This window comes from Streptomyces sp. NPDC043996 (genome assembly GCF_056435225.1).
Window position 1 is genome coordinate 58,815 of record NZ_JBWKEY010000004.1, and the last position, 25,691, is coordinate 84,505.

Sequence of the window (25,691 nt, forward strand, 5' to 3'; positions counted from 1 at the left end):
ATTCCTGAGACCTCCGCTGAGACCTCCGCTGAGACCCCCGTCAGAGAGTCGCGCCCCTCCACCCCGGCCACCTTCCCCGCCTTGTTCGAGGCGCGGGTCGCCGTGGCTCCGGACGCGCCAGCCGTCGAGGCGGCCGACCACACGTGGTCCTACGCGGAGTTGAACGAGCGGGCGAATCGCGTCGCGCACTGGCTCATCGGCCGCGGCCTCGGCCCCGAGCAGCTGGTCGGCGTGGCGATGCCGCGCTCCGCCGAGCAGGTCGCCGTCATCCTGGGCGTCGTCAAGGCGGGCGCGGCCTATCTGCCCATCGCCGCCGACCACCCGGCCGAGCGCATCGCCTTCATGGCCGCCGACACCCGCCCCGCCCTGATCCTCACGACCACGGCCCTCGCCCCCGAACTGCCCCCGGCCCTCGCCCCGCTGCTCGTCGCCGTCGACACGGAGCACGTCCGCGCGGGCTGGGAGAAGTCCGCCGTCACCGACCCCGTCGACGCCGACCGCACCGCACCGCTCGCGCTGCCGCATCTCGCCTACGTCATCTACACCTCCGGCTCGACGGGCCGCCCCAAGGGGGTGGCCGTCACCCACTCCGGCCTCGCCGGGCTGAGCTCCGCCCAGGTGGAGCGGTTCCACGTGACCGCGGGCGCCCGCGTCCTCCAGTTCGCCCAGCCGACATTCGACGCGGCCGTATCGGAGCTGCTCGTCACCCTCAGCGGCGGGGCGACACTCCTGCTGCCCGACGAACAGCGCCTGATAGGTGACGCGCTGGGCCACGACCTGGACACGCGCGGGGTCACCCACATCACGCTGCCGCCCAGCATCCTGGCCACCCTGCCCGCCGACGCCCACCAGACCCTGACCGCTCTGCGCGTCCTCACCGTCGCCGGCGAGGCCTGCCCCCCGCGGCTCGCGGAGCGCTGGGCCCGCGACCGCCGCGTCATCAACGCCTACGGCCCCACCGAGACCACGGTGTGTGCCTCCATGAGCGCTCCCCTGACCTCGGGCCACGCCCCGATCGGCACGGCCATCGCCGACACGCGCCTCTATGTGCTCGACGAATGGCTCACCCCCGTCGCCGACGGGCAGCCGGGCGAACTGTACGTGGCCGGTCCCAGCCTGGCCCGCGGCTATCTCGGACGCCCGGCGCTGACCGGCGCGCGGTTCGTGGCAGATCCTTTCGCCGGCGCGGGCCGACGGATGTACCGCACCGGAGACACCGTACGGGTCGGCGCGCAGGGCGAGTTGGAGTACCTGGGCCGCGGCGACGACCAGGTCAAGCTGCGCGGGCTGCGGATCGAGACCGGAGAGGTCGAGGCGGCACTCGCCGCGCACCCGCGGGTGCGCCAGGCCGTGGTGGTGGTCCACGAGTCCGAGAGCCATGGCAAGCAGCTGATCGGCTACGTGGCGCCGGTCGCCGACGCGCAGTCGCACGAGGCCGAGCGCGGCAGCGGCACCGGGCACGTGGCGTTCGAGGCCGGACTCGGCGCGGCGGAGCTGCGCTCGTTCGTGGCGCGGCGGCTGCCCGCCTCCATGGTGCCCAGCGTCGTCATGGTCATCGACGAGGTGCCGCTGACCCCGAACGGCAAGGCCGACAAGAAGGCCCTGCCGATGCCGGAGTTCCGCGGCGCCGCCTACCGCGCGCCCCGCACACCTGCCGAGGAGGTCCTCGCCTGCGCCTTCGCCGAGGTCCTCGCCCTGGGCCGGGTCGGTGTGGACGACGACTTCTTCGCGCTCGGCGGCGACAGCATCCAGTCCCTCCTGGTCGTCTCGCGGGCCCGCGCGCACGGCGTGGAGCTCAGCTCGCGGCACGTGTTCGAACACCGCACGGTGGCCGCGCTCGCACAAGCGGCCGCCGTGCCGGGGGCGGACGGCGCACAGACACTCAAGGAACTGGACGGCGGCGGTGTGGGCTTCCTGCCGCACCTGCCGGTCACGCGGTTCCTCATGAGCCGGGGTCCCGGCTTCGCGCGCTTCTCCCAGTCGATGCTCCTGGACCTGCCCGAAGGCATCGACCGGGCGGGGCTCGCCGCCACCCTGCGGGCCGTGATCAACCGTCACGACCTGCTGCGCGCCCGCCTCGTGGACACCGAAGGCGGCGGCCTCGTCGTCGCGCCGCCGGGATCGGTGGACGTGGACGGCCTCATCCACCGCGTTGCCCCCGATGAGCCACGGCACACCGGAGCCGGTGTGCCCGAGGCCGCGCGCAAGCTGCTTCTCGACGAGGTGGACGCCGCCGCCGGCCGCCTGGACCCGGCGGCGGGCGTCGTCGCGCAGTTCGTGTGGTTCGACGCCGGCGCCGAGCGCGCCGGACGGCTCTTGATGGTCCTGCACCACCTGGTCGTCGACGGTGTCTCCTGGCGGATCCTCATGCCCGACCTGGCAGCCGCCTGGCAGCGGATCCGTGACGGCCAGGCGCCCGAACCCGCCCCCGTGGGCACCTCGGTGCGCCGCTGGGCCCACGCGCTGGCCGAGGAGGCCCACCGCCCGCGGCGGGTGGCCGAGCTCGACCTGTGGCGCGCCGTCGTCGACGGCCCCGACCCCGTGCTCGGGCACCACCGCCTGGACCCGTCGGTGGACACGGTCTCCACCCTGTCCGAGACCCGCGTCGAGCTTCCGGCGGATGTCACCCAGGCGCTGCTGACCACGCTGCCCGCCGCGTTCCACGGCGGTGTGAACGACGGTCTGGCGGCCGGCCTCGCCCTCGCCGTGGCGAAGTGGCGGCTCGGCCGGGGTGTGCGGGAGCCCGCCACGCTGATCCGCATGGAGGGCCACGGCCGCGAGGAAGCCGCGGCCCCCGGCGCCGATCTGTCGCGTACGGTCGGCTGGTTCACCAGCGTCTTCCCCGTCCGCCTGGATGTGACCGGCGTCGACCTGGACGAGGCGTTCGCCGGCGGCCCGGCCGCGGGCGCCGCCGTCAAGGCCGTCAAGGAGCAGCTGCGCGCGCTGCCCGACAAGGGCATCGGCTACGGCCTGCTGCGCCACCTCAACACACGCACCGCCGAGGTCCTCGGGGGCTACGGCAGCGGGCAGATCTCCTTCAACTACCTGGGCCGCTTCTCCGCCGCCTCGGACATGCCCGCCGGCCTGCGGGGCCTGGGCTTCACCCAGGTGCCCGGCGTGACCGAACTCGCCACGCTGGACACCGGCCATGACCCCCGCACACCCGCGCACGCCGAGATCGACATCAACGCCGGCGTCACCGACACGCCCTCCGGTCCGCGTCTGGGCGCGCTGTTCACCGCCCCGCGGGGCGTGCTCTCCCCGGCCGAGGTGCGCGAGCTCGCCGACCTGTGGGCCCAGGCCCTCACCGCTCTGGCCCGGCACGCCGAACAGCCCGGCGGGGGCGGCCTGACGCCGTCCGACGTGCCGCTGGTCCGGATCAGCCAGGCCGACATCGACACCTGGCAGGAGCGGTACCCGGGCCTGTCCGACATCTGGCCGGTGGCCCCGCTGCAGCTGGGCCTGCTTGTGCACTCGATGATGGAGCGTGAGCAGGGCTCGGACTTCGACACCTATGTCTGCCAGTACACGCTGCGCCTGTCCGGGCCGGTGGACGCACCCCGACTGCGGAGTGCCGCCCAGGCCGTGCTCGACCGGCATCCCGTGCTGCGCACCGCGTACGTCCCCGGCCCCGACGGCGATCTGATCCAGCTCGTCGTCGACGGCATCGCCGTGCCCTGGCAGTATCTCGACCTCAGCAGCCTCGGCGAGGCCATGCGGGACACGGCCTACGAGCAGTTCCTGTCGAGCGATCTGAAGGTGCCCTTCGACCCGGCCGTCCCGCCGATGCTGCGCATGTCGCTCCTGACGCTGGGGGCGGACCGTCACGAGCTGGTGCTGACCTCGCACCACACCCACTTCGACGGCTGGTCCGTACCCCTGCTCACCCGGGACCTGTTACGCCTGTACGCCACCCACGGCGACGCCGCCGCGCTGCCGCCGGCGCGCAGCTACCGCGACTACCTCGCCTGGCTGGCCCGGCAGGACCCGCGGGAATCGGCCCGCGTCTGGGCCGAGGAGCTCGCGGGTCTCACCGATCCGACGCTCATCGCGCCGGGCGCCCGCCCGGACACCGGCGGTTCGGGGATCGGTCAGGTCGACGTGGAGCTGCCCGCCGACGCCGCCCGCACGCTGCCGCGCCGCGCCGCCGAGGCCGGGGTCACGCTCAACACCCTGGTGCAGGGGGCCTGGGGCATCGTCCTGAGCCGCCTGAGCGACGGCAAGGACGTGGTACTCGGCGCCACCGTGGCCGGGCGCCCCACCACGCTGCCCGGCGTCGACTCGATGGTCGGCATGTTCCTCAACACCCTTCCGGTGCGCGTCCCCCGCACCCCCGACGGCACCGTCGCCGAGATGCTGACGGCTCTTCAGGAGCGCCAGGGCGGCGCGGTGCTCGATCACCATCACCACGATCTCACCGCGATCCTGCGTACCTCGACGCTGCCCGCCCTGTTCGACAGCCTCATCGGTTTCGAGTCGTTCCCGCTGGACCGCGAGAGCATCGCGGAGGCTGGTGCGGCCGCGGGCATCACCGTCAGCGGGATCCGCTCCTTCACCGCCAGCCATTTCCCCGTAGCCGTCTTCGTCTACCCCGACGGCCCTCACCTGCGCCTGAGCCTGCAGTACCGGCCGCACGTGGTCGACCGCGAGCGGGCGCGGCGGATCGCCGACCTGTACGGCCGGGTCCTCAAGGAGATCGCCGCGCGGCCGCACGCGCGCATCGGCGACCTGGCCCCGGCCGAGGGCGGCGAGCAGGCAGGGCGCCCGGCGGCCCTCGACGGGGACGCCGTCGAGACGGTGCCCGACGCCACCCTCGGGGAGATCTTCGAGCGGCTGGCGGCACAGCGGCCGGACGCCGTCGCGGTCGCTCTCGGCGCCCTCGAGCTGACGTACCGTCAACTCGATGAGCGGGCCGACCGCCTGGCGCACCTGCTGCGCGAGCGCGGCGTCATGCGGGACCGCGTCGTCGGGGTGCTCCTCGGCCGCTCCGTGGAGTACGTGGTGACGCTCCTCGCGATCCTGAAGGCGGGCGGCGCGTATCTGTCGCTCGATCCCGCGTACCCGGCCGAGCGGCTGCGGTTCATGCTCCGTGACAGCGCGCCGGTCGTCGTGGTCACCGACGCGGCGACCGGCGCGAAGCTCCCCGGGAGCGACCGGCCCCGCCTCGTCCTCGACGAGCCCGAAACGCTCGCCGCGCTCGCCGCGGCCCCGGCCGGCCCCCTCAAGGGGGTGGGTGGCCATCCGGAGCAGCTCGCGCACGTCATCTACACGTCCGGCTCGACGGGCGCCCCCAAGGGCGTGGGCATCACCCACCGCGGTGTCGCCAGGTTCGCCGTGGAACGCCGCTTCCAGGGGGCCGCGCACGCGCGGGTCCTCCAGCAGTCCGCGCTCGCCTTCGACGCCTCCACCTTCCAGCTGTGGATCCCGCTGCTGTGCGGCGGTGCCGTCGTGGTGGCCCCGCCCGGCCACCTGGACGCCGCGGCCCTGGCCCGGCTCATCACCGGGCAGGGCGTCACGGCGGCGCTGCTCACCCCGGCCCTGTTCCGGGCGCTCGCCGAGGAGCAGCCAGAGGCCTTCACCGGCCTGAAGGCCCTCTGGAGCGGCGGCGAGGTGGTCTCCCCCACGGCGGTGCGCCGCGTTCTGCGCGCCGTCCCCGGCCTCACCGTCCACGATATCTACGGCCCCACCGAGACCACCGTGTACGCCACGAGCCACCCCCTGCGCCGGGCCGAGGACGTCACCGAGCCGCTCCCCATCGGCAGCGCCATGGACCACCAGGCCGTCCACGTCCTGGACGACAAGCTGGCCCCGGTCGAACCCGGGGTCACCGGTGAGCTGTATGTGTCCGGCGTGGGCCTGGCCCGCGGCTATCTGGGCCGCGGCGCCCTGACCGCCGAGCGCTTCGTGGCCCATCCCTTCGGGGCACCCGGTGAGCGCATGTACCGCACCGGCGATCGGGTGGCCTGGAACGCCAACGGCGACCTGGAGTACCAGGGCCGCGCCGACACCCAGGTCAAGATCCGCGGGTTCCGCGTCGAGCCCGGCGAGATCGAGATCACCCTGGCGCAGCACCCCGGCGTGTCGCAGGCCGTCGTCGTGCCGCACACCGTGGAACAGGGGCGGCAGCTGGTGGCCTACGTCGTCGCGGCCACGGCCGACGGCGCGCACACGGCCCCGGCGCCGGAGGAGCTGCACGCGTTCGTCTCGCGGCGCCTGCCCTCGTACATGGTCCCCGCCGTCTTCACGGTCCTCGACGCGCTGCCCCTGACCGCCGGAGGCAAGGTCGACAAGGCCCGGCTGCCCGCGCCCGAGGCCACGAGCCGTGCCTATGTCCCTCCCTCCACCCCGCAGGAGGAGCAGCTGTGCGAGCTGATCGCCAAGGTGCTCAAGCTCGAACGCGTCGGTATGAGCGACGACTTCTTCGCACTGGGCGGTGACTCCGTGCTGGCCAGCCGCCTCACCAGCCGGATCGGCAAGACGCTCGGGGTCAGCGTGCCCATCAGGGCGGTCTTCGCCGCCGATGACATCGCCGACCTCGCGCGCACGGTGTCGAACGCGTCGGCGGCCACCACGCCCCGCCTGCGCACCATCAACAGGAGTGCCCAGTCATGATCCCCTTGTCCTTCGCCCAGCGGCGCCTGTGGTTCATCGACAGGTTCGAGGGCCCGTCCGCGACCTACAACGTGCCCTTCCTCGTGCGGCTCACGGGCGAGCTTGACGAGGCCGCCCTGACGGCGGCGGTGCGGGATGTCGTGACACGGCACGAGACCCTGCGCACCCTGATCGTCGAGAGCGCCGATGGCGTGCCCGCCCAGCAGGTCCTCCCGGCTGAGGACGTCCGCCTGGACATCCCCCTCCTCGAGGTGGCCGCCGGTGAGCTGGAGCAGGCGGTGCGGTCGGCCGCCGCCCGCCCGTTCGCCTTGTCCGAGGAGATCCCGGTCCGCGCGGCCCTGCTGCGCGCGGGCCCTCAGGAGCATCAGCTGCTGCTGCTCGTGCACCACATCGCGGCCGACGGCGAGTCGATCGCCCCGCTCGCACGCGACCTGGCCGCCGCCTACACCGCCCGCGTCACCGGCGAGGCCCCCGACTGGCCCGAACTGCCCGTTCAGTACGTGGACTTCACGATGTGGCAGCGCGAGGTCCTGGGCGCCGCGGACGACCCCGACAGCGTGCTGTCCACGCAGCTGGCCTACTGGCGCGAGGAGCTCGCGGGCGTGCCCCAGCCGATGCGCCTGGCCACGGACCGGCCGCGGCCGCCGGTGGCGAGCCACCGAGGCGACGGCGTCGGCATCACCCTCGACGAGGTCCTGCTCGCCAAGGTCGAGATCCTGGCCAAGCGGGCGGGGGTCTCCACTCCGATGGCGTTCCAGGCCGCGCTCGCCGTGCTGCTGCACCAGCTGGGGGCGGGCGAGGACATCACGCTGGGCTCGACCATCGCGGGCCGCACCGATGACGAACTCGCGGACCTGGTGGGCTTCTTCGTCAACACCTGGGTGCTGCGCACCGATCTGTCCGGCACTCCGTCCTTCGAGCAGGTGCTCGCGCAGGTGCGGCACAAGGCGCTGACGGCGTACGACAACCAGGACGCGCCGTTCGAGCTCCTGGTGGAGAGCCTCAACCCGGAGCGCTCCAGCGCCTACCACCCGCTGTTCCAGACCATGTTCACCTGGGAGACCCGCGGCTGGATCGAGACCGGCCTTCCGGGCGGCCTCACGGCGCGCTTCGGGCCGCTGCCGACGCCGACGGCCAAGTTCGACCTGGAGTTCAACTTCTTCGACGATCCCGATGAGCCGGGCCTGTACGTCTTCCTGGAGTACGCGACCGACCTGTTCGACCGGACCACGGCCGAGGCCGTCGTGGACCGCTTCGTGCGCCTGGTCGAGCAGCTGACCGCCGAGCCCTCGCGGCCCGTGGCGCTGTCGGACCTGCTCTCCGACGACGAGCGCGCACACGTCCTGGGCGCCTTCAACGACACGGCGGCCGAGGTTCCCGAGCTGAGCGTGCCGGCACTCATCGACCGTCAGGTGGCGGCGGCGCCCGAGGGGACGGCGGTGGTGTCCGAGGACCTGGAGCTGACCTACGCGGAGCTGGACGCCCGCGCCGAGCGGCTCGCGCGGGAGCTGGCCGGACGCGGGGTCGGGCCGGAGACCGTGGTGGGCCTGGCGCTGCCGCGCTCGGCCGACCTGGTCGTGAGCATGCTCGCCATCCTCAAGGCGGGCGCCGCCTATCTGCCGATCGACCCCAAGTACCCGAGTACGCGTCTGGGCCACATCCTCTCCGACGCCCGCCCGTTGCTGATCCTGGCCAGTACGGCCACCGCCGGAGTGCTGCCCGGCGGCGACGTGCCCGTCCTGTGCGTCGAGGACGTGGACTTCGCCGCGGCCGGCCCGCGCCTCGGCCTGGCCGCCCCGCGGCCCGCGAACGCCGCGTACGTGATGTACACGTCCGGCTCCACCGGCACGCCCAAGGGTGTGACCGTCACCCACCGTGACGTCGTCAACGGCGTGCTCGCCCTGGCCGACAGGGTCGGCATCGGCGCGGGCACGCGCACCCTCGCGAGCACGTCCGTGAACTTCGACGTGTCCGTCTTCGAGACGTTCGCCACCCTGGCCGTCGGCGGCACCCTGGAGGTCGTCCGCGACGTCCTGGTGATCGGTGAGCGCGGCGGCTGGAGGGGCGGGGTCATCAGCACCGTGCCGTCCGTCTTCGCCGAACTCCTCGACCAGCTCGGCGGCAAGATCAGCGCGGACGCGGTCGTCTTCGCTGGTGAGGCGCTGCCCGCCGCGCTGGTGCAGCGGGTCCGTGACGCCATCCCGGGCGTGCGCGTGGTCAACGCCTACGGACAGACCGAGTCGTTCTACGCCACCACCCACACCGCCGGCGGCTCCCCGCCCGGCCTCACCAGCACACCCATCGGCGCCCCCATCAGCAACATGCGCGCCTATGTCCTCGGCCCCGGCCTCAAGCCGGTGGCAGCGGGCGTGGTGGGTGAGCTGTACGTGGGGGGCCAGGTGGCCCGCGGCTACTTCGGGCAGGCCCGCATGACCGCCGAGCGCTTCGTCGCCGACCCCTACGGCCCCGCCGGGGCGCGCCTGTACCGCACCGGCGACCTGGCCCGCTGGAACGCCGACGGCCAGCTGGAGTACACCGGCCGCGACGACGACCAGGTCAAGGTGCGCGGCTTCCGCATCGAGCCCGGCGAGGTGGAGGCGGCCGTGACCGCCCACCCGGGCGTCGCGCAGGCCGCGGTGGTCACGCGCCAGGGCCGGGGCACCACCCGGCTCGTCGGCTATGTGGTGCCGGCGGGCGCGTCCGGGCCGGGGCACGGCACGGTGGACAGCCTGAGCGACCTGGACGTCGACCTGACGACCGCCGTCTCCCCGCGCGAGCTGCGCGCCTTTGTCTCCGGCAGACTGCCGGAGTTCATGGTGCCCTCCGTCTTCGTGCTGCTCGACCGGCTGCCGCTGGCCCCCAACGGCAAGCTGGACCGCGCCGCGCTGCCCGAGCCGGAGTTCACCTCCACCGCCTACCGGCCCCCGAGCACCCCGGTCGAGGACGTGCTCGCCGCGGTGTACGCCGAGGTCCTCGGCGTCGAACAGGTGGGTGTCGACGACGACTTCTTCGCCGCCGGAGGCGACTCCATCCGCTCCCTCCAGGTCGTCTCCCGCGCCCGCGCCCAGGGCGTCGAGATCACCGCCCGGCAGATCTTCGAGGCCCGTACGGTCGCCGAGCTCGCCGGGATCGCCGTCAACCGCGGCCTGGGCGGCCCCGTCCTGGACGAACTGGAGGGCGGCGGCGCGGGCTTCCTGCCGCTGCTGCCCATCGGCCACTACCTGCTGGAACTGGGGGCCGGTCTGGACCGGTTCACCATGGCGATGACCGTCGACCTGCCCCTGGGCATCGGCGAAGCCGGACTGACCGCCACCCTGGCGGCCGTGTTCGACCACCACGACATCCTCCGCTCCCGCCTGGTCACGGGCGCCGAGCCGGGACTCCACGTGGCCCCGCCCGGCACGACCGACATCACGTCACTGATCCACCGCGTGCCGTGCGACGGCACGTGGGCCGATGGCTGGCGGGAGCGGGCCACCGCCGAACTCAACGCCGCAGCCGACCGCCTGGACGCCGCCGAAGGCGTCATGGCGCGGTTCGTGTGGTTCGACGCGGGCACCGAGCGCGCCGGTCGCCTGGTCGTCGTCCTGCACCACCTTGTCGTCGACGGCGTGTCGTGGCGCATCCTGCTGCCGGACCTCGCCCAGGCCTGGCGCCAGATCCGCGACGGCAACGCCCCTCACCTGGAGCCGGTGGGCACCTCGATGCGGCGCTGGGCGCACGCCCTCAGCGACGAGGCCAGCTCCGCCCTGCGCACCAAGGAGCTGGCCCTGTGGCACTCGATCGTCGTGGGCACGGACCCGACCCTCGGCAGGCGCCCCTTCCACCCGGCGATCGACACCATGGCCACGGTCGAGCACGTGCGCGTGGAGCTGCCGACGGCGGCCACCCAGGCCCTGCTCACCGCACTGCCCGCCGCCTACCGCGGAGGGGTCAACGACGGCCTGCTGACGGCGCTCGCGCTCGCGGTGGCCCAGTGGCGCGCGCGCCGGGGCGTGCACGAGTCCTCGCTGCTGCTGCGCCTGGAGGGCCACGGCCGCGAGGAGGCAGCGGCACCCGGCGCCGACCTGTCCCGCACCGTCGGCTGGTGCACCAGCGTCTTCCCCGTCCGCCTCGACGTGGCGGGCGTGAACATCGACGACGCCCTGCGGGGCGGCAGCGCGGCCGGGGCCGCGGTCAAGGCCGTCAAGGAGCAGCTGCTCGCCGTGCCCGACAAGGGCATCGGGTACGGGCTGCTGCGCTATCTGAACCCGCGCACCCGCGACCTCCTCCAGCGGTACGCGACCGGCCAGATCTCCTTCAACTACCTCGGCCGGTACGCGGATTCGACCCACGCGCGCAAGGAGCCGCGCGACCTCGGCTTCACCCAGGTGGAGGGCACCACCGAGCTCCAGGCGGAACCCACCGCGGACATGCCCGCCCTCGCGGCCCTGAACATCAGCGCGTATGTGTCCGACACCGAGCGGGGCCCGCGCCTGGCCACCCGGCTCGACTTTCCTTCCGGCCTGTTCACGCGGGCCGAGGTGGAGGAGCTCGCCGGACTGTGGCGCACCGCCCTGGAGGGCCTGGCACGGCACGCCGCCGAGCCGGACGCGGGCGGCCTGACGCCCTCGGACGTACCGCTGGTGCGGGTGAGCCAGAGCGAGCTGGACGGCTGGTCCCGGAGGTACGGGAAGCTGACGGATGTCTGGCCGCTGACCGCGATGCAGAACGGCCTGCTCTTCCACTCCGAGCTGGCCGGTGCCGCGCATGACGCCTACCGGATGCGGTTCGTCTTCCACCTGACCGGCACGGTGGAGCCGCGGCGGCTGCGGGCCGCCGGTCAAGCGCTGCTGGACCGCTGCCCCAACTTGCGGGCTGCCTTCACCGCCGACAGCACCGGCGAGCGCGTCCAGATCATCCAGGACGGCGTCGCGCTCCCCTGGCACGAGGCGGACCTCAGCGGTCTCGCCGAGGGCGAGCGCGCGGACCGGCTTGAGCGATTCCTCGACGAGGAGTACGCCACCCGCCTGGACCCGGCCGCCGCTCCCCTGCTGCGCATGGCGTTGATCAAGCTGGCGGACGACGCCTGGGACCTGGTCCTCACCGCCCACCACGTGCTGTTCGACGGCTGGTCGATCCCCCTGCTCATGCGGGACCTGCTGCGCCTGTACGGCTCGGCCGGGGACGCCACCGCCCTTGGCCGGCCACGCCGCTACCGCGACTTCCTCGCCTGGCTGGCCCAGCAGGACGGCGAGGAGGCGGCGCGGGCCTGGGCGCGGGAGCTGGACGGTGTCGAGGAGCCCACGCTGCTGCTGCCCGACACCGCCCCCGCCGAGGTCGCGCCGACCGGCGTGGGCCAGGTCGACGTGGAGCTCGCCCCGGAGCAGTCGCGCGCCCTCGCCCGCCGCGCCGGTGAGCTGGGGGTGACCCTCAACACCCTGGTCCAGGGCGCCTGGGCCATCCTCCTCGCAAACCTGACGGGTCGTCAGGACGTGGTGTTCGGTACCACCGTCTCCGGGCGCCCGCCGCAGGTCGCGGGCGCGGACGGGGTGCTCGGCATGTTCATCAACACACTGCCGGTCCGGGCGACGTGTGCCCCCGGCCAGTCGCTCGGCGCGTTCCTCACCGCCCTGCAGGAGCGCCAGGGCGCGCTGCTCGACCACCATCACCACGGCCTGCTGGAGATTCAGCAGGCCACCGGGCTGCGCACGCTGTTCGACACGATGGTGGTCTTCGAGTCCTACCCGGTCGACAGTGCCGGGCTGAGCGAGGCCTACTCGGCCGCCGGGATCACCGTGACCGGGATCAGCCCGCTGTCCGGCACCCACTACCCGCTGGTGGTGATGGCCTTCGCCGAGCCCCATCTGAAGGTGCACCTCCAGTACCAGCGCCACCTCCTCGACCAGCGGCAGGCCGCCGCCGTCGCCGGGCGCATGGGCCGGGTCCTGGCCGCGCTGGCACAGGACGTGCGGGCCCCGCTCAGCAGCGTGGACCTGCTCACGCCCGCCGAGCGGGACCGTTTCCTGACCGGCGTCAACGACACAGCCGCGCCGACGCCCGAGCTGACCATCCCCGCCCTGGTCGCGCGGCAGGCCGCGAGGACGCCGGACAGGACCGCCGTCAGCTGCGGTGATGTGGCGTACACCTACGCCGAGTTGGACGCCCGCGCCGAGCGGCTCGCACGGGAGCTGGCCGGACGCGGGGTCGGGCCGGAGACCGTGGTGGGCCTGGCACTGCCGCGCTCGGCCGACCTGATCACCGGCATGCTCGGCATCCTCAAGGCCGGCGGCGCCTATCTGCCGATCGACCCCGCGTACCCCAGCACCCGCCTGGAACACATCCTCGCCGACGCGCGGCCGCGCCTTGTCCTCACCGACGCCGCCACCGTCGCCGTCCTGCCCGAGTCCGCCGTCCCCGCGCTGTTCCTGGACGACGTCGACCTCGACTCCGGCGACAGCGGAGAAGCGCGGGCCGTGGGTCCGCGGCCGGGCCACGCGGCGTACGTGATGTACACCTCCGGTTCGACCGGCACCCCCAAGGGCGTCGTGATCAGCCACGCCAACGTCGTCAACGGCGTCACCCGGCTCGCCGACCGCGTCGGCGTCCACACGGACACCCGGATGCTCGCGGGCAGCTCCATCAACTTCGACGTCTCCGTGTTCGAGACCGTCACCACCCTGGCCCAGGGCGGCACCGTCGACGTCGTCGACAGCGCGCTGGTGCTCGCCGAGCGCGAGGCCGTCCCGGCCAGCGTGATCAGCACGGTGCCGTCGGTCTTCGCCGAGCTGGGCGACCGCATGGCCGCCGTCCGCGGCCTGGAGACCGTCGTCTTCGCCGGTGAGGCGCTGCCCGCCGCCCTCCTCCACCGCATCCGCCGGGCCCTGCCCGGGGCGCGGATCGTCAACGCCTACGGACAGACCGAGTCCTTCTACGCCACCACCTTCGCCCTCCCGCCGGGCCACGCCTGGCAGGCCACCGACCCCACCCCCATCGGCACGCCGCTGGGCAACATGCGCACCTACGTCCTCGGCCCGGGTCTCACCCCGGTGCCGCCGGGTGTGATCGGTGAGCTGTACGTCGCGGGGAACATCGCCCGCGGCTACCTGGGCAACGCCCGCCTGACCGCCGAGCGCTTCGTCGCCGACCCTTACGGCCCGCCCGGCGCGCGCATGTACCGCACCGGCGATCTGGCCCGCTGGAACGCCGACGGCCAGCTGGAGTACACCGGCCGCGACGACGACCAGGTCAAGATCCGCGGTGTCCGGGTCGAGCCCGCCGAGGTCGAGCGCGCACTGGCCACGCACCCAGGCGTCGCCCAGTCCGTGGTGGTCGCCCGCAGCGGCGCGGGCGCGGCGGGCAGACAGCTGGTCGCCTACGTCGTACCGGACCTGGACGGCATCGACGACACGCACCAGGCCGAGCGGCAGGTCCACGAGTGGGAGGAGATCTACGACCAGGTGTACTCGGGCGCCAGCACCGAGTGGGGCGAGAACTTCCTCGGCTGGAACTCCAGTTACGACGGCATGCCCATCGAGCCGGCGCAGATGCGGCACTGGCGGGACGCGGCGGTCGAGCAGATCCTGTGCTGGCGGCCCCGCCGCGTGCTCGAACTCGGTGTCGGCTCGGGCCTGATCATGGCCCATGTGCTGCCGCACGTGGAGCACTACTGGGCCAGCGATCTGTCCTCGGCGGTCATCGAGCGGCTGACCGGCGAGGCCGAACGGGCCGGGTTCGCCGAGAAGGTGACGTTACGTCACGCACAGGCCGATGACATCTCCTGGCTGCCCCGGGGCCACTTCGACGTGATCGCCCTCAACTCGGTGGTCCAGTACTTCCCGCACGCCGATTACCTCGACCGCGTTCTCGCGCAGGCCTTCGAGCTCCTGGCCGACGGCGGCCGGATCGTGGTGGGGGACGTGCGCAACGCGGCGACGCTGCCGGTGTTCAGCACGGGCGTGCAGTACGCCCAGCACCCCGACGCGACCCCGTCGGCGGCGCGCGCGGCGATCGTCCGCGCGGTCCTCACCGAGCCCGAACTGCTCCTGGACCCCCAGTGGTTCACGGAGTGGGCCGCGCGGCACGGCGCGGCGGGCGCCGACATCCGGCTGAAGCCCGGCGCCGCGCACAACGAGCTCACCCGCCACCGCTACGAGGTGGTACTGCACAAGCGGCCCGCCGAGCCGGTGGACCTGTCCGGGGTGCCGAAGCTGGCCTGGGGCCGCGACGCCGACACCCTGGCGGCCCTGGCGGAGCTGTGCGCGCGGCGGGGCGGACCGGTGCGCGTCACCGGCATTCCCAACGCGCGTCTCACCGGGGAGCTCGACCTGGCGGTCGGCGCCCGCGTCCTGGCCGCCGCCCCGGTCGGCCCGGTCGGCCCGGCCCTCGATCCGCAGGACGTGCACGAGTGGGCCGCCGAACGCGGCTGGGGCGCGCTGCTGACCTGGTCGGCGTCGGCCGAGTGCTTCGAGGCGGTCGTCCTCACCGACGGCCCGCCGGCGGCACGCCCGTTCACGGGCACCTTCCTGCCCTCCGGCCGGAGTGACCGGGCGCTGGCCAACTCCCCGGCCGCGGCCGCGCGGATCGGCGCCCTGGTGGGTTCGCTGCGCGGCTATCTGCGGGAGCGACTGCCCGCGCACCTCGTGCCCGCCGCGGTCGTCGCGATCGCCTCGGTGCCGCGCGCCGCGAACGGCAAGCTGGACCGCGCTGCCCTGCCCGCCCCGGACTTCGCCGGAGCCGCCGCGGGACGGGCCCCGCGCGACGCGCGCGAGGGGCTGCTGTGCGAGCTGTTCGCCGAGGTGCTCGACCTCGAACGCGTCGGCATCGACGACGACTTCTTCGCGCTGGGCGGGCATTCGCTGCTCGCCGCCAACCTCGTCAACCGCATCCGTGCCGAGCTGAACGCCGAAGTCGAGCTCCGCACGCTGTTCGACCAGCCGACGGTGGCCGGCCTGGCGCCGCACCTGGACGGCGGCGCCCGCGTCCAGGCTCCGCTGGTGCGCGTCGAGGAGCGCCCGGAGCGGCTTCCACTGTCGCACGCCCAGCAGCGCCTGTGGTTCCTCCACAAGTTCGAGGGCCCCTCGGCGACGTACAACATGCCCCTGGTGCTGCGGCTGAGCGGCGCGCTGAACGTGGCCGCGCTCGAGGCCGCCCTGAACGACGTGCTCACCCGGCATGAGTCGCTGCGCACGGTGTACCCGGAGGTGGACGGCAAGCCGTTCCAGGACGTGTGGACTCCCGAGCGGGCACGTCTGCGCCTGCACGTCGAGGAGCTGGCGGAGGGCCGGCGCCTCGAGGACGCGCTCGCGGCGGCCGCCCGGCACGCCTTCGCGCTGGCCCGTGAGGTGCCGGTGAAGGCGTGGCTGTTCACCACCGCGCCCACGGAGTTCGTGCTCGCGCTGGTGATCCACCACATCGCGGCGGACGGCTGGTCGGCGGCGCCGCTGGCGCGGGACCTGGCCACCGCCTACACCGCCCGCGCCGGGGGGAAGGCACCGGCGTGGGAGCCGCTGCCGGTGCAGTACGCGGACTACACACTGTGGCAGCACGCGCTGCTCGGTGACGACAGCGACCCCGACAGTGTCTTCAGCCAGCAGTACGCGTACTGGGCCAAGCACCTGTCCGGGCTGCCCGAGCAGTGCACCATCCCCGGCGACCGGCCGCGCCCCGCGGTCCAGGACTACAGCGGTGACCTGCTGCAGTTCACGCTGCCCGCCGAGCTGCACCAGGGCATCGGGGAGCTGGCGCGGGCCTCGGGGGCGACGCCGTTCATGGTGCTCCAGGCCACGATGGCCGCGCTGCTCACCCGCCTCGGCGCGGGCACGGACATCGCCATCGGCAGCGGTATCGCCGGGCGGTCCGACGACAGCCTCAAGGACCTCATCGGCCTGTTCGTGAACACGCTGGTCATGCGGACCGACACCACGGGGGACCCGACGTTCGCGGAACTGATCGCACAGGTCCGCAGGGCGAGCCTGGCGGCCTACACCCACCAGGACATCCCGTTCGACACGCTGGTGGAGAAGCTCAACCCGCGGCGCTCGGCGTCGGTGCACCCGCTGTTCCAGATCGCGCTGGTGCTGCAGAACAACGCGGACGCCGCCTTCGAGCTGCCCGGACTGCGGGTGCGCGGTGAGGGCGTGGGCACGGGCACGGCCCGCTACGACCTCCTGTTCAGCCTCAGCGAGACCTTCACCGACCGCTCCGCGCCCGCCGGCATCAAGGTCGCGGTGGAGTACTCCGCCGAGCTGTTCGACGCCTCCACGGTCAGGTCGCTGATCGCCCGCTGGGAGCAGCTCCTGTCCACCGCGGTCGCCCATCCGTCGCACCGCATCAGCTACGCGGACGTCCTCACCGCCGACGAGCGCCGGGAGCAGCTCCTCGCCGAGCAGCAGACCGGCCGGAGCGTCGAAGTAGCCACCTTCCCGGAGCTGTTCAGGGCCCGCCTGGAGGAGGCCCCCACGGCTCTGGCGGTGGAGTCGGTGGACGACGCCTGGTCGTACACCGAGCTGAACGCGCGGGCCAACCGGATCGCGCACTGGCTCATCGCCCGGGGCATCGGCCCCGAGCAGCTCGTCGGCGTGTCCATGCCGCGCAGCGCGCACCAGGTCGCGGTGGCGCTCGGCATCCTCAAGGCCGGTGCCGCGTACCTGCCGATCGCGCTGGACTATCCGGCGGACCGCCTCACGTACATGGTCACGGACGCGGCTCCCCCCGTGGTGTTCACCACCCTGGGCGCGGCCGGGGACCTCCCCGACGGCCTGGCCACGCGGCTGGTCGCCCTCGACGACCCCGCGGTCCAGGAGGCCCTGCGGGACTGCCCGGACAGCGACCCGGTCACCGCCCTGCTCCCGCGGAACCCGGCGTACGTCATCTACACCTCGGGCTCGACGGGCCGCCCGAAGGGGGTGAGCGTCAGCCACACGGGGCTTGCCGCCCTCAGCGCCACCCATCGCGAGCACTTCGGGCTCGACGGCGGCGCGCGCGTCCTGCAGCAGGCCTCGCCCAGTTTCGACGCCGCGTTCTGGGAGCTCGTGATGGCCCTGACCACCGGCGCCGCCCTCATCGTGCCCCCGCAGCAGAAGGTCGCCGGTGAGGAGCTGGCCCAGTGGCTGGCCGCGGGGCGCGTCACCCATGTGACGCTGCCGCCGAGCGTGGTGGGCACCCTGCCCGCCGACGCCGCGCGGACCCTCACCGACCTGCGGGTCCTGACCGTGGCGGGCGAGGCCTGCCCACCCGCCCTGGCCACCGCGTGGGCGCGGGGACGCCACCTCATCAACGCCTACGGCCCCACCGAGACCACGGTGTGTGCCACGGCGAGCACCCCGCTGGCCGCCGGGCGTGCCCCCATCGGCACGGCGATCACCGACACGCGTCTGTACGTCCTGGACGAGCGTCTGGCACCGGTCCCGCCGGGCTCCCCCGGTGAGCTGTATGTCGCGGGACCGAGCCTGGCCCGCGGCTATCTGGGGCGCCCCGGCCAGACGTCGGGCGCCTTCACCGCCGACCCCTATGGCTCCCCCGGCAGCCGGATGTACCGCACGGGCGACGTGGTCCGGCGCGGCGGCGACGGGCAGTTGGAGTACCTGGGCCGCGGCGACGACCAGGTCAAGGTCCGCGGTTTCCGCGTCGAGCCCGGTGAGATCGAGGCCGCCCTTGCCGCACACCGCGGTGTCGCCCAGACCGTGGTGCTCACCCGCGAGTTGCGCGGCACCACCCAGCTGGTCGGCTATGTCGTGCCGACCAGCTACCGCGACGCGGGTGACGAGGGCGACTTCGACCTGACCACCGGTGTGTCCGTGGACGAGCTGCGCAGATTCGCCGCCGCGCGGCTGCCGGAGTTCATGGTCCCGTCGGTGTTCGTGCTCCTCGACCGGCTGCCGCTGACCCCGAACGGCAAGCTCGACAAGGCCGCGCTGCCCGAGCCGGAGTCCAGCGGTGTGGTCTACCGCGCGCCGGGCACCGCCGGGGAACAGGTCCTGGCCGAGGTCTTCGCCGAGGTGTTGGGCGTCGAGCAGGTCGGTGTGGACGATGACTTCTTCGCGGTCGGCGGTGACTCCATCCGCTCCGTCCAGGTCGTCTCGCGCGCCAAGGCGCAGGGCATCGAGGTCAGCGCCCGGCAGATCTTCGAGCACCGCACGGTGGCGGAGCTGGCCGCGGCAGCCGGGACGGACGGCCCGCACGGCCAGGGTCTGGCGGAGCTGGAGGGCGGCGCCACGGGCTTCATGCCGCTGCTTCCGGTGGCGCGCTACCTCACCGAACTGACCGGCAGCTACGACCGGTTCGCCATGTCGATGGTCCTGAATCTGCCGGCCGGGGTCGACGAGTCCGGTCTGGCCGCCACCCTGGCGGCCGTGTTCGACCACCACGACATCCTCCGCTCCCGCCTGGTCACGGGCGCCGAGCCAGGACTCGACGTGGCCCCGCCCGGCACGACCGACGTCTCGCGGCTGATCCGCCGCGTGGCGTGCGACGGCGCGTGGGACGACCCGGCGTGGCGGGAGCGCGCCGCGGCCGAACTCGACGCGGCGGTGGGCCTGCTGGCCCCGGAGTCGGGCCGGATGGCGCGGTTCGTGTGGTTCGACGCGGGCCCCCAGGCCGCAGGCCGGCTGATCGTGGTCCTGCACCACCTGGTGGTCGACGGCGTGTCCTGGCGCATCCTGCTGCCGGACCTCGCCCAGGCCTGGGAGCGGGTCCGCGCGGGCCGCACACCCGCACTCGCCCCGGTCGCCACCTCCGTACGCCAGTGGGCGCACGCCCTGGTCGAGGAGGCGGCACGGCCGCGGCGCGCGGCGGAGCTGGAGCTGTGGCGCTCCGTCGTCGACGGCCCGGATCCGGCCATCGGGTCGCGGGCCTTCGACCCGGCCGTCGACCTGCGCTCCACCGTGGAGACGGTGGAGGTGCGGCTGCCCGTCGCGGCTACCGAGGCGCTCCTCACCGCGCTGCCCACCGCCTTCCACTGCGGTGCCAACGACGGCCTGCTAGCGGCGCTCGCGCTCGCGGTGGCCCAGTGGCGCGCGCACCGGGGCGTGCACGAGTCCTCGCTGCTGCTGCGCCTGGAGGGCCACGGCCGCGAGGAGGCAGCGGCACCCGGCGCCGACCTGTCCCGCACCGTCGGCTGGTGCACCAGCGTCTTCCCCGTCCGCCTCGACGTGGGCGGCTTCGACCTCGACGAGGCGCGCACCGGTGGCCGGTCCGCGGGCGGCCTCATCAAGGCGGTCAAGGAACAGCTGGCCGCGCTCCCGGACAAGGGCATCGGCTACGGCCTACTGCGCTACCTCAACCCACGGACCGCGCAGGTCCTCGCCGCGCACGGCACCGGGCAGGTCTCCTTCAACTACCTGGGCCGTTTCCCGGCGGGCGACCAGCAGCGCGGCGACGGCGATACGGGCTGGACAGCGGCGGCCGACGCACACGGCCTGACCGCCGGCCTGGACGCGGACATGCCCGCCCTGGCCACCGTCGAGGTCAACGCCTTCGTCCTCGACACCGTGGACGGCCCGCGGCTGACCGCCGAGATCGGGTACGCGTCCGAGCTGCTCACGCGGGCCGAGTCGGAGGAACTCGCGGAGCTGTGGAGCACCGCCCTCAACGGCCTGGCCCGGCACGCCGCGCAACCGGGCGCGGGCGGCCTGACCCCGTCGGACGTGCCACTGGTGCGGGTCACCCAACGCGACCTGGAGGGCTGGGAGGAGAGCTACCCGGGCCTGGTGGACGTGTGGCCGGTGACCCCGACGCAGTCCGGGATCCTCTTCCAGAGCGTGCTGGCCCAGGACTCCTTCGACGCGTACCGGATCCAGCTCGTCCTGCACCTGTCAGGCCGCGTGGAGCCGGAGCGGATGCGCGTCGCGGGCCAGGCCCTGCTCGGCCGCTACCCGAACATGGCCGCGGCCTTCACCAGCACCGCGGGCGGCCAGGAGGTCCAGCTCGTCCAGAGCCGCGTCACGCTGCCCTGGAACGTGGTCGACCTGCGCGACCTGGCGGAGAGCGAGCGCACAGCGCGCTACGAGGAGCTCCTTGCCGCCGACCACGCGGCGCACTTCGACCCCGCCGTACCGCCGCTGCTGCGGATGACGCTGGTGCGGATGGACGCCGACCACAGCGAGCTGGTCCTCACTGTCAATCACGCGCTGTACGACGGCTGGTCGCTTTCCCATCTGATGCGCGATCTGATCCTGCTGTACGAGTCCGAGGGCGACGTGTCGAGGCTCCCGCGGGTGCGGTCCTACCGCGCCTTCCTCGCCTGGCTGGCCGACCAGGACCACGAGGCCGCCGTGCGGGCGTGGGCCAGGGAGCTGGAGGGCGTGAGCGAGCCCACGATGCTCGCGGCCGCCGGGGGCACCGAGCAGGGCGGCCTCGACGGGCTCGAACTGCCCCTGGGCGCGGAGGTCTCCCGCGCCCTGAGCCGCCGCGCCGGCGAGCTGGGCATCACCCTCAACACCCTCATCCAGGGTGTGTGGGGCATCCTCCTCGGCCATCTCACGGGCAGGCGGGACGTGGTCTTCGGCACCACCGTCGCCGGGCGTCCCCCGCAGCTGACGGGCGCCGACGAGATGGTCGGCCTGTTCATCAACAGCCTCCCGGTCCGGGTGCGGTATGCCCCGCGGGAGACGCTCGCGCAGGTCCTCACCCGCCTTCAGGAGCACCACACCGCGCTGATGGACCACCATCACCACAGCCTCAGCGAGATCCAGGAGGCGGTCGGCGTGGGTGTCCTGTACGACTCGATGGTGATCCTTGAGTCGTTCCCCGTGGACCGCTCGGGGCTCACCGACGCGCACACCGCGTCCGGGCTCACCGTCACCGGCATCCGCATGCTCAGCGGCACGCACTACCCGCTGATGCTCGCCGGTACGACCGACCCGAACCTGCGGCTCGGCCTGCAGTACCAGGACAACATGTTCACGCGCGACGCGGTCGAGAAGATCGCCGAGCGGCTCGGCCGGGTGCTGGCGCAGCTGGCCGCCGACCCGCACACGCCGCTCTCCGATCTGGACGTCCTCGACGCGGCCGAGCGGGACCTGGTCCTGCGCCGCTTCAACGACACCGCGCGGGAGCTGCCGGCCACGACCGTCACGGAGCTGGTCGAGCGGCGGGCCGCCGAGCGTCCCGACGCGACGGCGGTGGTCTGCGGGGACCAGTCCCTGACGTATGGTCAGCTCAACGAGCGGGCCAACCGGCTCGCCCGGCACCTCGCCGGGCGGCGGATCGGCCCCGACGACCGTGTCGCCGTGGCCCTGCCGCGCACACCCGATCTGGTCGTGGCCCTCCTCGCCGTGCTCAAGGCGGGGGCCGCCTACGTGCCGATCGCCCTGAACTACCCCCGCACACGTATGGCGCACCTCCTGTCCACGGCCGGCCCGCGCCTGGTCATCACGGACTCCACGACGGTGGGCCTGCTCCCCGAGCGGGACACGGAGCCGCTGTCCCTCGACCGCGTGGACCTCTCCGCCCTGCCCGGCACGAACCTGGCCGACCCCGACCGCGTCCGGCCGCTGCGCCCGGACCACCTGGCGTACCAGGTGTACACGTCCGGCTCGACGGGGCTGCCCAAGGGAGTGGGCATCACGCACCACAACCTCACCAACGCCCTGGCGAGCCTGGCCGAGGACATCGGCCTGCCGCACGGCTGGCGGATGCTGGCCAGTACCTCGATCGGCTTCGACGTCGCGGCGTTCGAGCTGTTCGTGTCCCTGACCACCGGCGGCAGCGTGGAGCTGGTCCGGGACGTGCTCGCCCTGGCCGAACGGGACACCTGGGAGGTGGACGTCATCAGCTCGGTGCCCTCCGCCTTCGCCGAACTCGTCGACCAGCTCGGCGAGCGGGTGCGCCCGAAGACCCTCGTGTTCGCCGGTGAGGCCCTGACGACCGCCCTGGTCGAACGGGTCCGCGCCGTCTGGCCCGAGGTCCGCGTGGTCAACGGCTACGGTCCGAGCGAGACGTTCTACGTCACCTCGCACGTGGTGCCGCAGGACGGCCCCCTCCGGGGCGTTCCCATCGGCAGACCGCTGCACAACCTGCGGGCCTACGTCCTCGGTCCCACCCTGGCCCTGGTGCCCCACGGCTCCGTCGGCGAGCTGTACATGGCGGGCACCGGGGTGGGCCGCGGGTACCACGACCGCCCGGCGCTCACGGCCGAGCGCTTCGTCGCCGATCCCTTCGGTCCGGCCGGGGCACGCATGTACCGCACCGGTGACCTCGCCCGTTGGAACGCCGACGGGGAGCTGGAGTACGTCGGCCGCGCCGACACCCAGGTCAAGATCCGTGGTTTCCGCATCGAGCCGGGCGAGGTCGAGGCGGCGGTCGCCGCCCACCCTCGGGTGGCCCAGGCCGCCGTGGTGGCCCAGGACGGCAGGAGCGGCAAGCGGCTCGTCGCCTACGTCGTGACCGACGCGATCGAGGCCGACGCGATCGAGGCCGACGACGGCGAGGTCAGCACGGCGCAGCTGCGGTCCTTCGTGGCCGAGCGGCTGCCGGAGTACATGGTGCCCGCCGCGTTCTTCGTCCTCGACCGGCTCCCGCTGTCCCCGAACGGCAAGCTGGATCCCCGGGCGCTGCCCAGTTCCGAGCTGCTCAGCCCGGTGTCCTACCGGGCGCCGCGCACCCCGCAGGAGGAGGTGCTTGCGGGTCTGTTCGCGCAGGTCCTCGGAGTCGAGAGGGTCGGGATCGACGACCACTTCTTCGACCTCGGCGGCCACTCGCTGCGGGCTACGCGCCTGGTCAGCAGGATCCAGTCGGTCCTGCGGGTGGATGTGCCGATGCGGACGGTGTTCCAGTCGCCGACGGTCGCTCAGCTCGCGGCCCAGCTGACCGCGGGCGCCGAGCCGACCGGGCACAGCGATCCGTTCGGCGTGGTCCTGCCGCTGAGGTCCGGTGGCGCGGGGGCGCCGGTGTGGTGCGTCCACCCCGGCATCGGCCTGTCCTGGTCGTACCTGGGCATGGCGGTGCGGCTCGGTGACCGGCCGGTGTACGGCATCCAGGCACGCGGCTTCGACGGGACCCCACTGCCGGAGTCCTTCGAGGCCATGGTCGAGGACTATGCGGACGAGATCCTCGCCGTCCAGCCGGAGGGCCCCTTCCGCTTCATCGGGCACTCCATCGGCGGCACCCTCGCGCACGCGATCGCCGCCGAGTTGCAGCGCCGGGGGCACCGGGTTCCGCTCGTCGTGCTCCTCGACGCCGCGCCGAGCGGTCACTTCGCCCGGCAGGAGGTGGTCCTCAACCCGCCCGAGGCGCGGGCCTTCCTCAGCGAGTACCTGCCGTCGAGCGTCGGTGACGACGCGGCCGACCGCACCGCGCTCATCGAGAACGGCACGCTCCTGATGGTCGAACACGTCAGGATGGCACGGGAGTTCACTCAGCCCCGCTACCGGGGCGAGGCGCTCTTCTTCCGGGCAACGCTCAGCCCGGGTCTTGACGCCGCCCTGTGGGAGCCGCACGTCGAGGGCGCCGTGCACACGTACGACATCCGGTCCACGCACTTCGGGATGACCTCCCCGAAGCACGCGGCAGGCATCTGCGAGGTCATCAACCGTCACCTCGAAGCCTGAGGAGGTTCTCGTGTACGACGTGATTGTGGTCGGAGCGCGGGTCGCTGGATCCCCGGCCGCGATGCTCCTCGCGCGCGCCGGATACCGGGTACTCATGGTCGAGCGCAGCGCCTTCCCCAAGGAGACGCTGTCCACTCTGTACATCCACCAGCCCGGCGTCGCGCTCCTCCACAAGTGGGGCGTCCTGCCGGAGGTGGTGGCCACCGGCTGCCCGCCCCTGAACAAGGCTCGCTACACGTACGCCGGCATCCGTATCGAGGGCTCCTCCTGGCCGGTCGACGGCCAGCGGGCGGCGTACGCACCGCGCCGCTTCCTCATCGACCCGATCCTCGCGAGCGCCGCGGTCGACGCGGGCGTGGAGTTCCGCGACAACTGCCCGGTCACCGGCCTCGTCTTCGAGGACGACCGCGTCGTGGGCGTACGGCTTGGCTCGCGCGGCGGGACCGAGGTGGTCGAGCGCGCCCGCCTGGTCATCGGCGCCGACGGCATGCGCTCCACGGTGGCGGCGCAGGTCGAGGCGCCGTACGAGCTCAAGGCCCCCACCCTCACCTGCTGCTACTACAGCTACTGGGAGGGCCTGCCCTCGCGGTTCCGGCTCTATCAGACCCGTGGCAGCTGGGTCGGCACGGTGCCCACCAACGACGGCGCGACCCTGGTGGCGGCGTACTTCCCGCAGGCGCGCTTCCCCGAGGTCAAGCGCGACGGTCTCGCGGCCCTGCTCGACGCCGCGCGGCGCACGGCGCCCGAGGTGCGCGCGGAGATGGACGCGGGCACCCAGGTGGAGCGGCTGTTCGGCACCGGTGACCAGCTGAACTTCTTCCGCCGGGCCGCGGGGCCCGGCTGGGCCCTCATCGGCGACGCGAGCCACCACAAGGACTCCATCACGGCACGCGGCATCACCGATGCCTTCCTCCAGGCCCAGCTCCTGGTGGACCGGATAGGCGACGCCCTTCAGGACCCCGAGCAACTACGCAAGGCCCTCGACGAGTTCGCCGCCGAGCGGACCGAGATCCTCATCCCCGACTACAAGAGCACGTTGAAGACGGCCGAGCTGAACCCGCCCGGCCACCATGTGGACCTGCTGCGCGCGGTCGCCACGAGCAGCGAGCTGTCCGACCGCTACTTCTCGACGCTCTCCGGCACGTGCCCGGTCAGCGAGTTCATCACGCCGGAACTCCTCGACCTCATGGACGAGATGAACGACCTCGACGACTGAGCCGAGTGCGCGCGGCAATCCGGCACGCTCTCCGCTCTGTCGCGTCAGGTGAGGTCCTTGGCGTACCGTGTGCGGCGGCGCCGTGGTCGATGTAAGCAACAAAATCGCTCCGGCTGCCCACACCTCGAGGGCGAGGCCGGTGTCGGTGCGGCACTGGTGCGGCAGGTCTCACTGGGAGTCCTCGTCCAGATCGACCGGATCGGACTCGAGCCGGTGCGGGCTCTCCAAGTCGCGGGCGTGGTGGCGTCGGTGGGCCAGGGCGGAGCGGGAGGTGCGCAGCCAGTTCACGGCTGTGCCCGGTTCCGAGCAGTTGGCCAGGGCCGCACGCATGCGGG

General features: G+C 73.3%; 4 protein-coding genes. 3 read left to right on the forward strand and 1 reads right to left on the reverse strand.

Translation table 11 applies throughout. The features are described from left to right. The first annotated feature begins 81 nt into the window (after positions 1-81). From AC07A4_RS11165 to AC07A4_RS11175, 3 genes are read left to right on the forward strand one after another with little or no spacing between them, the layout of a single operon-like run. The gene (locus AC07A4_RS11165) at positions 82-6,612 is read left to right on the forward strand and encodes an amino acid adenylation domain-containing protein (RefSeq protein ID WP_478596078.1); all 6,531 of its coding nucleotides are present in this window, start codon (positions 82-84) and stop codon (positions 6,610-6,612) included. Next, positions 6,609-24,140, forward strand: a complete 17,532-nt coding sequence (locus AC07A4_RS11170; RefSeq protein ID WP_478596080.1) for an amino acid adenylation domain-containing protein — start codon at positions 6,609-6,611, stop codon at positions 24,138-24,140. The genes AC07A4_RS11165 and AC07A4_RS11170 overlap by 4 nt, the downstream gene beginning before the upstream one ends. A 10-nt stretch (positions 24,141-24,150) precedes the next feature. Then, on the forward strand, positions 24,151-25,356 hold the full coding sequence (locus tag AC07A4_RS11175) for an FAD-dependent oxidoreductase (RefSeq protein WP_478596083.1): 1,206 nt from the start codon (positions 24,151-24,153) through the stop codon (positions 25,354-25,356). A 168-nt stretch (positions 25,357-25,524) separates the two neighbouring features. Here the strand turns inward: AC07A4_RS11175 and AC07A4_RS11180 are convergent, their stop codons facing one another. After that, complete coding sequence (locus AC07A4_RS11180) at positions 25,525-25,686, reverse strand: hypothetical protein (RefSeq protein ID WP_478596086.1); 162 nt, start codon at positions 25,684-25,686, stop codon at positions 25,525-25,527. Between the last annotated feature and the right edge of the window lie 5 nt (positions 25,687-25,691).